Origin of the sequence: Candidatus Tisiphia endosymbiont of Nemotelus uliginosus (assembly GCF_964264835.1) — a bacterium.
In the GTDB taxonomy this organism is placed as follows: Bacteria; Pseudomonadota; Alphaproteobacteria; order Rickettsiales; family Rickettsiaceae; genus Tisiphia.
Window position 1 is genome coordinate 92,606 of record NZ_OZ183485.1, and the last position, 15,387, is coordinate 107,992.

General features: G+C 33.3%; 15 protein-coding genes. 12 read left to right on the plus strand and 3 right to left on the minus strand.

What is annotated here, in order from left to right; translation table 11 throughout:
* Window positions 1–331 precede the first annotated feature (331 nt).
* The 5 genes from atpH to atpC all read left to right on the plus strand — a co-directional run bounded on the left by atpH (window position 332) and on the right by atpC (window position 5,371).
* Complete coding sequence (gene atpH, locus ACFELV_RS00420; protein WP_375326269.1) at window positions 332–883, plus strand: ATP synthase F1 subunit delta; 552 nt, start codon at window positions 332–334, stop codon at window positions 881–883.
* A gap of 26 nt (window positions 884–909) precedes the next feature.
* Window positions 910–2,454: a F0F1 ATP synthase subunit alpha gene (gene atpA, locus ACFELV_RS00425; protein ID WP_375326270.1), complete on the plus strand. Its 1,545-nt coding sequence runs from the start codon at window positions 910–912 to the stop codon at window positions 2,452–2,454.
* A 12-nt stretch (window positions 2,455–2,466) separates the two neighbouring features.
* Window positions 2,467–3,336 (plus strand): ATP synthase F1 subunit gamma, encoded by an 870-nt coding sequence (gene atpG / locus ACFELV_RS00430; RefSeq protein WP_375326271.1) that lies wholly within the window; start codon window positions 2,467–2,469, stop codon window positions 3,334–3,336.
* 184 nt (window positions 3,337–3,520) lie between these two features.
* Window positions 3,521–4,963, plus strand: coding sequence for a F0F1 ATP synthase subunit beta (gene atpD / locus ACFELV_RS00435; RefSeq protein ID WP_375326272.1), 1,443 nt, complete (start codon window positions 3,521–3,523; stop codon window positions 4,961–4,963).
* Window positions 4,964–5,371: a F0F1 ATP synthase subunit epsilon gene (gene atpC, locus ACFELV_RS00440; RefSeq protein WP_375326273.1), complete on the plus strand. Its 408-nt coding sequence runs from the start codon at window positions 4,964–4,966 to the stop codon at window positions 5,369–5,371. It begins immediately after the preceding gene.
* A 975-nt stretch (window positions 5,372–6,346) separates the two neighbouring features.
* Here atpC and ACFELV_RS00445 read toward each other — a convergent pair.
* The 3 genes from ACFELV_RS00445 to ACFELV_RS00455 all read right to left on the minus strand — a co-directional run bounded on the left by ACFELV_RS00445 (window position 6,347) and on the right by ACFELV_RS00455 (window position 8,000).
* The gene (locus ACFELV_RS00445; RefSeq protein WP_375326274.1) at window positions 6,347–6,661 is read right to left on the minus strand and encodes a hypothetical protein; all 315 of its coding nucleotides are present in this window, start codon (window positions 6,659–6,661) and stop codon (window positions 6,347–6,349) included.
* Window positions 6,639–7,718, minus strand: coding sequence for an IS4 family transposase (locus ACFELV_RS00450; protein ID WP_375326208.1), 1,080 nt, complete (start codon window positions 7,716–7,718; stop codon window positions 6,639–6,641). The genes ACFELV_RS00445 and ACFELV_RS00450 overlap by 23 nt, the downstream gene beginning before the upstream one ends.
* Before the next feature lie 96 nt (window positions 7,719–7,814).
* On the minus strand, window positions 7,815–8,000 hold the full coding sequence (locus ACFELV_RS00455) for a hypothetical protein (RefSeq protein WP_375326275.1): 186 nt from the start codon (window positions 7,998–8,000) through the stop codon (window positions 7,815–7,817).
* 493 nt (window positions 8,001–8,493) lie between these two features.
* Here ACFELV_RS00455 and ACFELV_RS00460 point away from each other — a divergent pair, with 493 nt between their 5' ends.
* The 7 genes from ACFELV_RS00460 to ACFELV_RS00490 all read left to right on the plus strand — a co-directional run bounded on the left by ACFELV_RS00460 (window position 8,494) and on the right by ACFELV_RS00490 (window position 15,361).
* A complete protein-coding gene (locus ACFELV_RS00460) occupies window positions 8,494–9,666 on the plus strand; it encodes a D-alanyl-D-alanine carboxypeptidase family protein (protein WP_375326276.1) in 1,173 nt (390 codons plus the stop codon).
* A gap of 435 nt (window positions 9,667–10,101) precedes the next feature.
* On the plus strand, window positions 10,102–10,656 hold the full coding sequence (locus tag ACFELV_RS00465) for a VUT family protein (RefSeq protein WP_375326277.1): 555 nt from the start codon (window positions 10,102–10,104) through the stop codon (window positions 10,654–10,656).
* 390 nt (window positions 10,657–11,046) lie between these two features.
* A complete protein-coding gene (locus ACFELV_RS00470) occupies window positions 11,047–12,354 on the plus strand; it encodes a nucleotide sugar dehydrogenase (RefSeq protein WP_375326278.1) in 1,308 nt (435 codons plus the stop codon).
* A 3-nt stretch (window positions 12,355–12,357) separates the two neighbouring features.
* A complete protein-coding gene (locus ACFELV_RS00475) occupies window positions 12,358–12,597 on the plus strand; it encodes a hypothetical protein (protein ID WP_375326279.1) in 240 nt (79 codons plus the stop codon).
* The gene (gene wecB / locus ACFELV_RS00480) at window positions 12,569–13,669 is read left to right on the plus strand and encodes a non-hydrolyzing UDP-N-acetylglucosamine 2-epimerase (RefSeq protein ID WP_375326280.1); all 1,101 of its coding nucleotides are present in this window, start codon (window positions 12,569–12,571) and stop codon (window positions 13,667–13,669) included. Before ACFELV_RS00475 ends, wecB begins: the two co-directional genes overlap by 29 nt.
* 25 nt (window positions 13,670–13,694) lie before the next feature.
* Window positions 13,695–14,996 (plus strand): hypothetical protein, encoded by a 1,302-nt coding sequence (locus tag ACFELV_RS00485; RefSeq protein ID WP_375326281.1) that lies wholly within the window; start codon window positions 13,695–13,697, stop codon window positions 14,994–14,996.
* Between the two features lie 14 nt (window positions 14,997–15,010).
* The gene (locus ACFELV_RS00490) at window positions 15,011–15,361 is read left to right on the plus strand and encodes an NAD-dependent epimerase/dehydratase family protein (RefSeq protein WP_375326282.1); all 351 of its coding nucleotides are present in this window, start codon (window positions 15,011–15,013) and stop codon (window positions 15,359–15,361) included.
* The last annotated feature ends 26 nt before the right edge of the window (window positions 15,362–15,387 follow it).

Genomic DNA, 15,387 nt, shown 5'->3' on the forward strand with positions numbered 1-15,387 from the left:
CCTATATTTGGTACAGGACCCTTTTAATTCCTTGTGATTTTTTTCTGCAACATTTTATCCATCCAACCATATCTTGAAAATTAATCAGTAGTTTGTAAAACAACCAGCAGATTTGTTGATACATAGTTAATTTTTATTAACTATGTAAAAGATAACATAGTGTTTATATAATTGTCTAATAATATTTAGATGGATAGCTTGTAGGTAATTAGTACAATTTGTGGTAATTATGTGATATAAATCTAAAATTCCCATAATAACTTTTTGCGGTTTGCGGTACTTATAAGTGAGGAAGTAATATGCTAACAGGGATTGATATAGGTATAAACAAATGATTGATAATAAATTAGTACAAAATTATACTTCTGCGTTGTTTGAGAATGCTATAGCTGCTGCTTTAGAAGAAAAAATATTAGCACAAATTAAGAATATTGATGAGCTTATTCAAGGTAATCCAAAAATTAAAGATATTATGCTATCACCTATAGCACAATATCAAGATAAACTAGCCTTAATTGAGTCAATTACTAAAAACTTAAATACAGAATTAATAGTAAAACAATTGCTACTAATACTATTAAAACATTCACGCCTGTCAATTTTACCAAATATCGTATTATTATATCAGGACTTAATGAATAAACACCGTAATATTAAAATAATAAAAGTAACCTCTTCTAAATTACTACAGCCCGAGGAAAAAATCTGGTTACAAAAATATTTAGAAGAGAATTTTCATCAAAAAGTTGCTATAAATTTTGAGGTAAATTCAACTATTATTGGGGGAATTATCTTCCAGTATGATAGCATAGTAAAAGATTATTCTATTGCAGGGTTCTTAAAAAAAATAAATCAAACCTTAATACAGACTAAACTTGAGTAAAATATAAATTTTAGGTAAATAAACTAATGGCTACCAAACAATTAAAAGCTGTTGAAATTGCAGAAATACTTAAAAACGAAATTGCGAATATTAGTTATAATAGTAATTTAGAAGAAATAGGACAAGTGATCACCGTTGAAGACGGCATTGCTAAAATATATGGTCTTGATAAAGTTGAAGCCGGAGAAGTAGTTGAATTTGACTCAGGGATAAAAGGTCTTGTTATTAGTCTTGAAACCGATTCGGTAAGTGTGATACTGATAGGCGATGATTGGGAAGTCAAACAAGGAGATAAAGTCAAAAGAACTAAAAAAATTTTACAAGTACCTGTCGGTAAAACTTTATTAGGCAGAATAGTAGATGGAGTAGGGACCCCAATTGATGGTAAGGGCCCAATTATTACAGATATCTATCGTAATATAGAAGAAAAAGCGCCCGGAATAATTGCTAGGAAAAGTGTTAATCAACCCGTTCAAACTGGCATTAAAGTAATTGATGCTTTAATACCTATCGGCCGTGGTCAAAGAGAACTAATCATTGGCGACCGACAAATAGGCAAAACTGCTATTGCTATTGATACAATCATTAATCAAAAACAAGCTCATCTTGAGGGAGATGAAAAAAACAAAATTTACTGTATTTATGTAGCTATCGGCCAAAAAAGATCGACAGTAGCCGGAGTGGTCAAAAAACTTGAGGATGCTGGGGCAATGGAATATACAGTGGTGGTAGCAGCGACTGCTTCTGATCCAGTGGCCTTGCAGTATGTTGCACCTTATAGTGGGTGTAGTATTGGTGAATATTTCCGTGATAACGGTATGCATGCTTTAATTATTTATGATGATTTAAGTAAGCATGCAGTTGCTTATAGGCAAATCTCATTGTTACTCCGTAGGTCTCCAGGACGTGAAGCTTATCCAGGAGATGTGTTTTACTTACATTCTCGGTTATTAGAACGAGCTGCAAAATTATCGGATGAATTGGGAGGAGGCTCTCTTACCGCTTTACCAATTATTGAAACACAAGCAGGGGATGTGTCAGCATATATTCCAACTAACGTTATTTCCATAACAGATGGGCAAATTTTTCTAGAGAATGAGCTATTTTATCAAGGAATCAGACCGGCGGTTAATATTGGATTGTCAGTGAGTAGAGTAGGATCAGCAGCACAAGTACACTCTATGAAGCAAGTAGCAGGGACAGCTAAGTTAGATTTAGCACAGTTTAGAGAATTAGCCGCTTTCGGCCAATTTAGTTCAGATTTGGACCCTACTACAAGCAAGTTAATTGACCATGGGGCTAAATTAAGCGAAATATTAAAGCAAAATCAATACCATCCTTTTCCTATAGAAGAGCAAGTAGTAAGTATATATGCTGGAGTAAAGGGCTACTTAGATAGTATCCCTATTGAGCGAGTACAAGAATTTGAAGGTAAATTATTGCAAGAACTAAAGACTAGTAATAGAGATATGTTAATAGCTATTAAAGAGCAAAGTAAACTTACTGAAGCAATAGAACAAAAGTTAAAAAATTTTTTAGAAGAATTTATAAAAAACTTTTTATCTACATAAGTTTAAGGAGTTATGAGTAATTTAAAACAATTAAGATCGCGTGTTAAAAGTGTTAAGACGACACAAAAGATTACTAAAGCCATGCAATTAGTGTCCGCTACTAAATTTACCAAAGCAAAGAATCTAGTTAAAAACTCTGAAGCTTATATTGAAACACTGCATAAAATAATAGGTAATATAGCGACTGAAAATAATCTGCAAGATATGGCTGACAAAGATAGAAAATTTTTTTTAGACAATTCGGGTAAATTACACCTCTTAATAGTCGTCACTTCCGAGCGGGGCTTATGTGGGTCTTTTAATTTTCTAGTCACTAAGTTAGTAAAAACTGATATTGAAAATTTACAAAATTCTGGTAAGAAAATAAAAATTATAGTAATAGGGAAAAAAGGGTACGATATCCTCAAAGGGAAATACAACTTGTATATAGACAGTTATTTTGATTTCCCCAAATTGCATATCAAGGATTTATTGTTTAAAATTAAAGCAAGATTTATGCAGATGCTTGAAACTGCAGAAATAAGTAGTTGTCAAATATATTTTAATAAATGTAAAAATGCTATGGTACAATTACCCTTTAAGCAACAAATATTTCCTGTGGTTAGCCAGTTCAGATCAGAAGAAGAGAAATATTTAAGCTATGAATGCGAAGGAGCAGATCTAATATTTAACCTATTTACACTTTATATCACTGCTCAAATTAATTATGCGTTGCTCCATAGTAGAGCTAGTGAGGAAGGAGCTCGAATGACTGCGATGGATAATGCTACAAAAAATGCCAATGAGTTGATTGAGAATTTAACATTAAAACTTAATAAGTCTAGACAAGACATAATTACTAAAGAGCTAATTGAGATTATTGCAGGGGTAGGAGCGATATAGTGATACCAAGTTGCTTTCTTCACATTAGGTCGTCGTATTTCGGGATTCGTCGTGCTCACCTAGATCTACTAGGTTCCGCGCGCCTCTCCACTCATACTCCTACTACTGTCTTGAAAGCAACTTGGTATGAAGCAACGGCAATAGGTGCTAGACGTAAATTTACTGAATTTATTGAAGAGAATATATGAGTAACAATATTGGTAAAATTGTCCAAATTATTTCAGCGGTCGTTGATGTACATTTTAGTGATAATAATCATTTGCCAAAAATTTTAAATGCGCTGGAATGCGATAATAATGGTAATAAAGTAATATTAGAAGTAGCTCAACATATAGGAGATAATATTGCGCGGTGCATCGCTATGCACCCCACCGATGGTTTAATCAGGGGTCAAATAGTAGTGGATACAGGAGATAGTATTAAAGTACCTACTGGCCTAGAAACTCTTGGTAGAATAATGAATGTAACTGGCGACCCGATTGATGAGCAAGGAGATTTTCATTCTGCTAATTTTTCTTCAATTTATAAGTCAGCTCCGGCGTTTGTTGATCAAGCAACCGATAAAAATATTTTAGTAACAGGGATTAAAGTAATTGATCTGTTAGCGCCTTATGTGAAAGGAGGCAAGATTGGATTATTTGGGGGGGCTGGTGTAGGAAAAACAGTATTGATTATGGAACTTATTAACAATATAGCTAAAGCGCATGGTGGATATACTGTGTTTGCAGGTGTTGGAGAGAGAACTAGAGAAGGTAATGATCTTTATCATGAGATGATTACCTCCGGAGTAATTAATCTGCAGGATCCTAAAAAATCGAAAGTTACCCTGGTATATGGCCAAATGAACGAACCACCAGGCGCTCGTGCTCGAGTTGCTCTAACGGGTCTAACTATAGCGGAAAGTTTTCGAGATTTAGATGGTGGGCAAGATGTATTGTTTTTTGTAGATAATATTTTTCGGTTTACCCAAGCTGGTTCCGAAGTATCTGCGCTGTTAGGAAGAATTCCATCAGCAGTGGGTTATCAGCCAACGCTTGCAACTGATATGGGAGAATTACAGGAACGTATTACTTCCACTAAACATGGATCTATTACCTCAGTGCAAGCTATCTATGTTCCGGCTGATGACTTAACTGATCCTGCCCCTGCTTCTTCTTTTGCGCACCTGGATGCAACTACCGTACTGAATAGGAAAATTGCTGAACTTGGGATTTATCCAGCGGTAGATCCTCTTGATAGTAGTTCTCAAATGTTAGATCCACTGCTTGTTGGTGAAAAGCATTATACCGTTGCTCGGGATGTCCAAAAGATTTTACAAACATATAAATCTTTGCAGGATATAATAGCCATTTTAGGAATGGATGAGCTATCAGAAGCAGATAAATTAATTGTGACAAGGGCGCGAAAGATACAACGATTTTTATCCCAACCATTTCATGTGGCTGAAGTATTTACTGGAACTCCTGGCAAATTTGTCAGCCTAACGGACACTATTGAGGGATTTGAAGGATTAGTAGCAGGGCAATATGATCATTTACCAGAAATAGCTTTTTACATGGTCGGTAATATTAGCGAAGCTATAGTTAAGGGCGAAAAGCTCCACGACAAAATTGGTAAGAGTAACTAAATGAATCCAATCCTTCGAGTCAAAATCATTACGCCAAAGAGCATATTATTTGATGAGGAAGCGCTGATGGTAACGCTACCTGGGACCGCAGGTGAACTTGGCGTCTTACCAGGGCATGCACTATTAATTGTAGAGTTAAAAGAAGGAGTAGTCCAAATTTCAATCGGTAATAATGATATTAAGTTATACTCGAATAAGTCGAATGATCCCCAGCCAGAATCTATCAATAGTTCAACTAGCTCCATATTAAAATTCTTTATTTATCCAGCTATAGCGGAAATAACTAACACCAGTGTTAATATATTAACTGAATTTGCTAGTAATGTAACAAGTGTATCCTTAACTGAGCTGCCTACAAAAATAGAGCTTTTCAAAAAAATGTTAGAACAAGGAATAGAGCCTCACTAGGCTGTGTGAAGGAACTTTTTATAGCTTGATTTATGCGTATTTTATCTGCAAAATTCCCACTATTTTTCGATTAAAATGCTCTATCAAGAGGAGACCGTTCAAAACCAGGGGCAAAATTTAACTTTGCCCCTGGTTTTGAACGGTCTCGCCGAACCAGTCTGTTTCGCCGCCCGACCAACATTTTGAGGAATTAGAGCATGCGGTAGGGAAATATTTTGCGCACATATTACTGAAATAATTTTCTGCAGTAGTATCCTGAGTATTATCATTAGCAGGTATACAAATCGAACTGTTATTGTCCCTTTTATATTCTCCTTTAAACCTGATTTGCCCGATTACGTTATTATATACGGCGTGCTCAGTATCCTTTGAATAGCAAGCTATATAACAGCCGTCTTTTACCGTAAAAATTAACCGTCGGTAAAATTACTTCCTTAGATCCCGACACGGGCCAATTTATTACTCCGCCATCTTCCGAATGTAGACCGGAAAATCTTCCGGCAACAAGAAACTGGCACAGGCGTTGTTTTGTATTAATAAAAAAATTATAGCTACAATATATCTCTTCATAAATATCCTATTTTACTATATCTTGTTCAAATTCAATATCAAATGTCATTAATCTTGTAAATACCTTAATAAATTTAGTTCTATGACGGTACAAGTCGATTGCAACCCAAACCTAATTCTACTATAATTAAATCTCTCAAACAATGGTAAAATTAGCAGATGATTGTTATGAATGGCACAGTGTATTACAGTTAAACGTGAGCGATCAGGGATTTTTTGTAAGAGAAATGATTTATTAATTCCTGGTAAGAATTTAAAAATTGAAGTTTCGAGGATGCAACAATGGATTTGGCACGTTACCACCCGACTGAATATTTATAGAGCCATAATTTAGGTATTTCAGGTAGGTTGAGAGCGGCATGTAATAAGAATCTTAAGCCCTGTTTAAATAGTGATATTGTGGATCTATAAAGTTTTTTTTGAAGATATAGCCCCAGTAGAGATAGCCCAAAATAAAGCAACAGTCAGTACTAAAATAAGACGTTCAATCCTATCTTCATGCTGTAAATGTGTTTTGGTTATAGAAAATCCTCGTGATTTAAAATCAGAAAACATACATTCTATGCCCCATCTCATCCCATAATCAAGTACTCTGTATTTTGATGGTAGGCAATCCATAGCAATAATCCACGGCTCTTTGCAACCAGCTTCTTGTAAAATACCTATATTAGTTGTAACATTGCATAGTACCCCACACTTATTGTTGAAGTTGAAAGGCATGCATAATGTGTTTTCGTAGTAATGAAAACAACATAGCAGGGGTATCACTTAACGAGTTATAAAAATAATCTTTTATCCAATCAAATCCGTAAGTAAATAATGAGTATAATTTACGACCATGTTTTTTGATCTTTATAGGATAAATTTTGTTCTTAATGTCACCAGCAAGCACGCAAATAGCTAAGGATAAAGATACTATTGCAAATAGTTTTTCCAGCTTTTTTTGATCTGTAATGTGGGTATCTTCAATATTAAATCCAGATGACTTGAGAGACAGAAAAGGTCGCTCAATGCTCCACCTCTGCTTATATGCTAGCAAAGCACATTCACCAATAAGCACATTACTAGCAATAAATAGTTGCTCTCTTTCTAATTGCAAACAAGTTATTTTAATTGCCATACCATTGTAAATTTTGCTTTCTATAGTTTTAGTGTCACCCATTTGCATATCGGCAAAACATTTATTCAACTTCATCTTGCCACCGTTGAAATGCTTGACCTTCTCACTTTTTCTTAGCCTGATAGCAAAAGGTAATTTTTGGATTCCACCCATATATTGCAACCATTCCTCACCAACAAATTCCCGATCGGCAAGGATAAGCTCTATCATTTCCTTAGGTATAATTGTTAAAATTTGCTCAATCAATTTCTTTCTTTCATTAGTAGAAGAGTTGCCTTTTTTATCAAGTAACAACCATGCTATAGGAATTGAAATATTACCATAAACGATAGTTGCAACAAAAAAATTCAAATTTTTAATACCAAATTGCCAGCTGGTTCTATCTATGGCAAGGCTAATTTTACCTGTTAGACAGAGCAATTTAACAATAATTTTCCCTAAACTTATAAAGCACATATTTTGTTCTAAAAGCAAACGCTCAACTTTAACAATCTTGGCATGCAAATTGCCTTTAGAAGCGACATACAGTGCTAATTCTTTGATTCTCACAGTTTTAGCTTTTACTACTGCACAAATTAATTCTGCAAATGTTTTAATTCGTGCTGGGTGCCAATCTAAAAATATGTATAATATTTGGTATAGTGATTGAGAGTCCATTAATACCTCCTGTTGCTTGTTTCTCAGCGGAGATTAGTGACTCTCAGTCACTTATTCAATTTATTATTTTAACCCTCCTGTAAAATCTGTGGGGTACTATGGTTTATCTATTGTCCGTAAAAGTTCTAATATACGATTATATTCTCGAGGTACTGTTAAAGCCATTGTAATATCATTGATATGTTGAGATATTTTTCCTACTTGCTCAGAACCGGCAAACGTAGCTGTTATTTTATCTGTATGTTGTTTTTGTATGATTTCATCACTTACATTTTTAGACATAATTACCTCATTGAGTTGATACTTATTTGTTTAATTGGTAGTGGTCCATCTCGCTAGAATTACCACTTTTAATTAAATCATGATTTAAGTTATATCTAAATTGATTTGACTAATCAAAACAAAATTAACTTTTATGAAGAAATTAATTTATATAAGAGTCTTTTAGACATATTAGTCATAATGTCCTACCAGACAACGTAAAATTGTTAAAGAAAATAAACCTTTAATTGTTTTATTATGTAGTAAATCTTAATATAACAATGACTTTTGATAAAATAATTGGCATTTTAAGAATATATAATTTACCCTTTATTTTTTTAGAATAAGTATTATTGTATCTCGTATAAAGCTATATGCTATATTTAATTATTAAAAGCTTCCACTAACACCTATGAATAGTATTTATAATAGATTATTAAAATTATTATTAACGCCAAATCTGCTCTTTTTTTTAATAATATTTTGTACGTTTGCAGGAAAGGCAAAAGCTACTTTGCAAACAAATCTAATAAAAGAACAAAATAATATTATTGCAGATATTATACGTTATCCTAATACCACCGCAGTAGAGACGAGTGCTAAACAAGTAATCATAATAGACTTTTTGTCAGGCAAGATCTTGTTAGGAAAAAATGCTTACGAGCGGATGATTCCTTCTTCAATGACCAAAATAATGACTTCATATCTGATTGAGGATAAAATTCAACAAGGAGACGTAACATTTGACAGCCAGTTTGTTGTGAGTGAAAAGGCATGGAAGATGGGAGGCTCTAAATCTTTTATGCCTCTTGGTGAGCTAGTCAATTTAAAAGATATTTTATATGGGATAATTATTCAATCAGGTAACGATGCTTGTATTGTAGCGGCTGAAGGTTTATCGGGTAGTGAAGAGAATTTCGTAGATAGTATGAATCAAAAGGCCACAGAAATTGGGATGAGGGATACGCATTTTATGAATGCCAGTGGATGGCCTGAGGAGAATCACTATAGTACAGTATATGATTTAGCTTTACTTGGAAGAGTGTTAATTAAAAATCATTCAGAGTTTTACCCTATTTATAGTGAGAAATATTTTACTTTTGGTAAAGATCAGAAAGGCAAGGCTATTACCCAAGGAAATCGTAACCCCTTATTATATAAAAATTTAGGGTGTGATGGCATTAAAACTGGTCATACTGATCAGGGGGGATTTGGTATGGCGGCATCTTTTATAGATAATTCGCGGCGTTATATTATGGTTATTAATGGCCTTACTTCTATGAAACAAAGAGCGGCAGAATCGTTAGCACTCTTGCATTGGGTAAAGCAAAATTTCACTACTAAGAAGATTTATAATAAAGGGGATGTAGTTGGGGAAGCTGAGGTTTGGCTAGGTGTAGAGGACAAAGTGACAATAATAGTAGCGGATGAGGTGAACGTCTTAGTAACCCACTCAGGACTAGATAAAATAGAAAGTAAAATAAATTTCAACTCTCCTATCTCTGCCCCGATAAAGGCAGGAGAAATAGTAGGAACATTAAGGGTGATTACTAATGATGATACGCAAGAAATAGCTTTGCTCGCTAAAGAGTCAATTGAAAAAGTAGGTTTTTTCAAACAAATATGGCGTTACTTACATGCTGTTATTTATAAGGCTTTAAGTAAAATTAAAAGTATAATGCTCTGATCAAGTTAAACAAACAGAGCTATAGCGGTAATACCAAGTTGCTTTCAAGATAGTAGTAGGAGTATGAGTGGTGAGGCGCGCGGAACCTAGTAGATCTAGGTGAGTACGGCGAATCCCGAAATACTACGACCTAATGTGAAGAAAGCAATTTGGTATAAGAATGCCTCGTCGAAAGCCAGCTGTAATAATAGTTGAGAAGTTAGAGAAGTATTGTATTTAAAAATTATAATTGATATTATAGAGATTATAAAAAAAACTACTAGTTTCTGTGAACATGTTTATGTAATGAGTAGACTGATAGGCATTTCCGCTCGCAGAATTGCAGCGCACTAGGGTGTATGTGAGGATTCGAGAACGAAAATAACAACAAAAATCAACCATTAGATCGAAATGTTTACAGAACCTAATATAATAACTTGTTTTAGGAGGAAAGTTATGAGCAATATTAACAATATGGGGTTAGCATTATTAATGGTTTTGCTAGGCACCTTTACTTATTTGTTAAATTTTTTTAATAAGATATCTGAATGTTCTTTGATATTTATATTTTTAGCATTAACTGCCAATATTATTACTGAATTATATAATAAAAAAAGTGCTATAATAGGATTAGGGGTAAGTATAATAGCCAGTTTTGCTGTATTATGGAATTTTGATTATTATATAGATGGCAGAGTTATCCCAATGGTGGTAGGTGGATCTTTCTTATCGCTTTTATCCTCAATATACGGTAGCACCAGCATTTTATTGTATTTAAAGCCAACTTATTCTTTTAATGCCAGGAATTTTATTAGCTTAGTGGTAGGGGCTGTTATAGACGGTATTATCATGGTAGGGTTCTTGAGCACTCAATTTTCTTCAAGTAGACTTTTATCGATTTTTTGGTCAGAAGTTTCGTTTAAATGCTTATATTCATTCGTAATATATAGTTTATTATTTTTTGGGTCATATTTTAATAACAGTTCTTATATAAAAAATAAAATCAATTAGGCTTCCTGCCTAAGTCGTATCGAGATGGTAATTTGTGAGTCGACCCTAGACTCGAATTCTCACATACATCCTAGTGCACGGCTAGTTGAGGTTATTCTATCCTGTATGCTTAGTTCTGATCTGCTTCGTGATAGATTCTTGAGTGTAGTCGTGTCTCACCTAATCTTATCAAATAATTTGTACCGCACCCGTTTATTTTATTTGTTATCACTTTTGCAACTCTAATTTTTGCGTTCAAATAGCCCTAAGAAATTATATAAAAAAATAATTGGCAAGTGATATTATTTTTGTATGATAGAACCTAAATCAGTACTCAGAATAAATATTGAGTGCCTAATTACTTGTTAACACTTTCGATAAGGTATAAACCTGGTAGAAATAAAAAAAAGCATGAAGAATATTTTAATAGATAAAATTGTAAATCGTACTGCAATAATTGGGGTAGTAGGTCTTGGATATGTAGGTTTGCCGCTTGTAAGAGCTATTGTATCAAAAGATTTCAGGGTGATAGGTTTTGATATTAATCACAAAAAAATTGATAATCTATTAAACGGTAAATCTGATATTACCACTGTAACAGAAGATGATGTAGTAGATATGCTAAAACATACAGTAGAATTTACTGCAAATTTTGAAGAAATTTGTCGTTGTGATATTATTGTAGTTTGTGTGCCAACCCCTTTAACCAAAAATAGAGAACCAGATTTAAGTTATATAATCAAGTCATTTGGTACTATTAGTAAATATCTAAAAAAAACCACTTTATTACTTCTTGAATCAACAACTTATCCTGCTACTACTGAAGAAATCGTCCTTCCTATTGTCCAACAAAACATTAATGAAAACCACGAATTTTTTATAGCTTATTCTCCAGAACGAGAAGATCCAGGTAATGTGACGTTTAATACTGTGGAAATTCCTAAGATAGTTGGAGGGATGAACCAAGATGCAGTTGAACTTGCACAGCGTTTTTATAGCTCTTTTTTTTCGGTAGTCCATGTTGTTTCTTCCTGTAAAGTAGCGGAAGCCGTTAAGATTTTTGAAAATTCATTTCGTTTGATTAATATTGCTTTTGTAAATGAAATGAAAATGATTTTTGATAAAATGAATATAGATATATGGGAAGTGATTGAAGCTGCCAAAACTAAACCTTTTGGTTTTATGCCATTTTATCCTGGACCTGGGGTAGGAGGACATTGCATACCTATAGATCCTTTTTACCTAACGTATAAGGCTCATGAATACGATATAAACACTAAATTTATTGAGCTAAGTGGAGAAATAATAAAGCTTATGCCGCATTATGTAGTGAATCAAACAGCAAAAGCTTTAGATCAGTATCTATTGCAAGGATTATGTCACTCAAATATCCTGATTATAGGCTTGTCATATAAAGTAAATATAGGAGATATAAGAGCTAGCGCTAGTGTAGATATATGGAATATCCTGGAGAATCGAGGTGCTGTTATTGACTATTATGATCCGTATATTCCTGTAGTAGAACTTAATAACAAAAAATATCATAGTCTCATATTTGAACAAATTGATTTTTCTAAGTACGCCGCTGTTATTTTGTTGACTAATCATACAGGAATTGATTATCAAAAAATATTGAATAATTCAAAAATATTTGTTGATACTAGAAATGTTGCATCTAGTTTTAATATCCAGTCATCAGTTAAAATAATTAAAGCATAATTTATGGGAATAGGTGTAATAGGCTGCGGATATTGGGGTGCAAACCATATCAAAACTTTAGCTTCTTTGGGCTTGTTATCTGCAATATCGGATTATATTGATGAAAATGTGCAGATAGGAAATAATACAAAAATTTGGCATTTTTCTCATATATTAAAGGATTCTATTCTAGGGAAAAGAGTAGTATATATCATCCGAATTAGGAAAATAAAATATGGAACGAATATTAACAATCTTTGGTAATCGTCCTCAATTTATCAAGTCTTGTTGTGTATCACAAGCATTGAAAAAAGTAGGGTGCATAGAAACTGTTGTAAATACAGGCCAACATTTTGACTTTAATATGAGAGATCTATTTTTCCAAGAGCTTGAGTTAAATATTCCAAAGTATAATTTAAATATTAATAATTTATCCGATTCACAGTTTATTGCACAATGTATTAAAGAGCTGGAATCAATCCTAATTAATGAAAAACCTGATATAGTTCTTGTATATGGTGATACTAATACCACGTTAGCTGCGACAATTACTACAAAGAAGCTCTATATGCAACTTGCTCATGTTGAAGCAGGCCCTCGTCTAGGAGATCTCACTATCCCAGAAGAGTATAACAGGATTTTAGTAGATCATAGTGCGGATATTTTATTTGCTCCTGATAGAACATCAGTTACTAATTTAAAGAGAGAAGGGCTTGCTGAGAGCAAAATAATATTTTCAGGGGACGTAATGTTAGATCTTTATATTGATAAAGCCCCTTTATTTACCCAATTGCAATATAATACAAAATATACTGATTATTTTGTATGTACATTTCATAGGCAAGAAAACGTAGATTCTGCTCTTAGCCTTAAAAACTTATGTGAAATGTTAATATCATTAGATACTGATATTGTATTTCCTCTGCATCCAAGAACAAAACGCAACCTAAAGAAGTATGGTTTGTATGCAACAGTTGCTAGCCATCCAAAAGTGCATTTAGAAGAATCTTTATCATATATACAAATGATGAGTTTGATCAGTAGTGCAAAACTGGTGTTAACGGATTCTGGTGGTTTACAAAAAGAAGCATTTTTTGCCAATATTCCATGTTATGTATTCTTAAATACTACTCCTTGGCCTGAAATAGAAAAACTAGGATGGCAAAAGGTTGTAGGAACTTTTAGTAAATCAAATTTTACTTCTTATAAATTTCATTTAGCAGACTTTGCTGTGGCGATAGAAAATAGGGCAAATACAACAGAAAAGTTTGAAATTTTTGGTAATGGCAGAGCATCAGAAAAAATTGCAGAAACATTAAAAAGGTTAACACTGTAAGGTCAATAAAATAGGAAAAATCTAAATGAGAATTCTTCTGTTATGTAATTATGAACCATATAATGCAGCTATGGTCAGTGATCACATTAATGCTTTTACACTGTACTCAATTCACGATATAGTTGTATGTAGTACTCTTGTTAAAAATCAAGGAAATATTCCTGATAGATTCTCTTTAGAAGAATTTGATGTAGTAATAATACATTATTCTATTTTTCTTGCAGTAGATGCATATGTATCTGCTAAAACTAAAGATAAACTCAAAATTTTTCAGGGTATAAAAGGTATTTTCCTCCAAGACGAATATCGTTTTGTGAATCACACTGTTGAGCTTATTGCGGAAATAGGTTTTCATGTGGTATTTACCTGCATACCAGAAGAATCAATTAAACAAGTTTATCCCCCCTATATACTTCCAGGAGTTCAATTTATTAATGTATTAACTGGTTATGTCCCTGAAGCACTCCTTGCTTATAAGCCACTGTCGCTTAAGCATCGTAAATTTGATGTTAGTTATCGTGGTCGGAAATATCCCTTGTGGCATGGACGTCTTGGTTTAGAAAAATGGCAAATTGCCGATAAATTTTTACAAGATGCGAAATATTTTAAGCTTCGTTGTAATATTTCTTATAAGGAAAGAGATCGTCTATATGGCGCAAGATGGGTTAATTTATTGCAAAATTCTATCGCTGTGCTTGGGGTAGAAAGTGGATCAAGTGTATGTGACTTTACTGGTGAAATCTCTGCTAATGTGGAAACTATGCAGGCACTGCTAAAACTAGATGATTATGAGTTTTATAGGAGACATTACTTTGCTGATCTAGAAGATAAAATATATTTTGCCCAGATTTCTCCTAGATGTTTTGAAGCTATAGCTCTTAGAACTTTATGTATTCTTTATGAAGGAGAATATTCTGGTATCTTAACTCCTTGGAGACATTTTGTACCTCTAAAAAAAGATCATAGTAATATGGCAGAAATAGTTGCTTGCCTTAAGGATTCAATACAGGTATCTACAATTATTAGTAATGCTTATAGTGAAATTGCAGCAAATCCCAAATATTCCTATCAAAACTTTATTAAAAGAGTTGATGTCATCCTAAATAATATAAAAGAAGCGAAACACATCGACATAAGCAAATCTTTGCATAATCAGTCTAAATTGGAGCAAAAACTCTTACAAGTCAAAGATCCATATTCTTGGACTATTGTTAGAAATCCTCATGCTATTAGTAATAGAAGCTATAGTATTCTAACATTTATCAAGCAAATTATACCTAATAAATGGAAACAACTAATAAAATCTTTAATTAACAACTTCAAATGATTGGTATTGTGCATATGAAACAACAAAAAGCCCTGGTAATTGGTTCAGAGGGGAATATTGGGAAACCTTTAGTAAAACATCTGAGAAGTTTAGGATATCAAGTGCTTAGAATTGATCATAAACCAGCTTCTGAGGAAGATTATGTAATGGCTGATATCAGAAATACCACAGATATGGTATCAGCTTTTGATTGGCAACCTGATATAGTTTTTCATCTTGCAGCAATGGTAAGTCGTGTTACTTGTGAACAAGCATCTTCATTAGCTATTGATGTAAACCTTACTGGCACTCAAAATATACTTAACCTTACAAAAAGAGTAAAGGCTCATTTAGTTTACTTTTCAACCTCAGAAAATCAACGGTAACCTTAATATAGCCAGGCCAATATAAA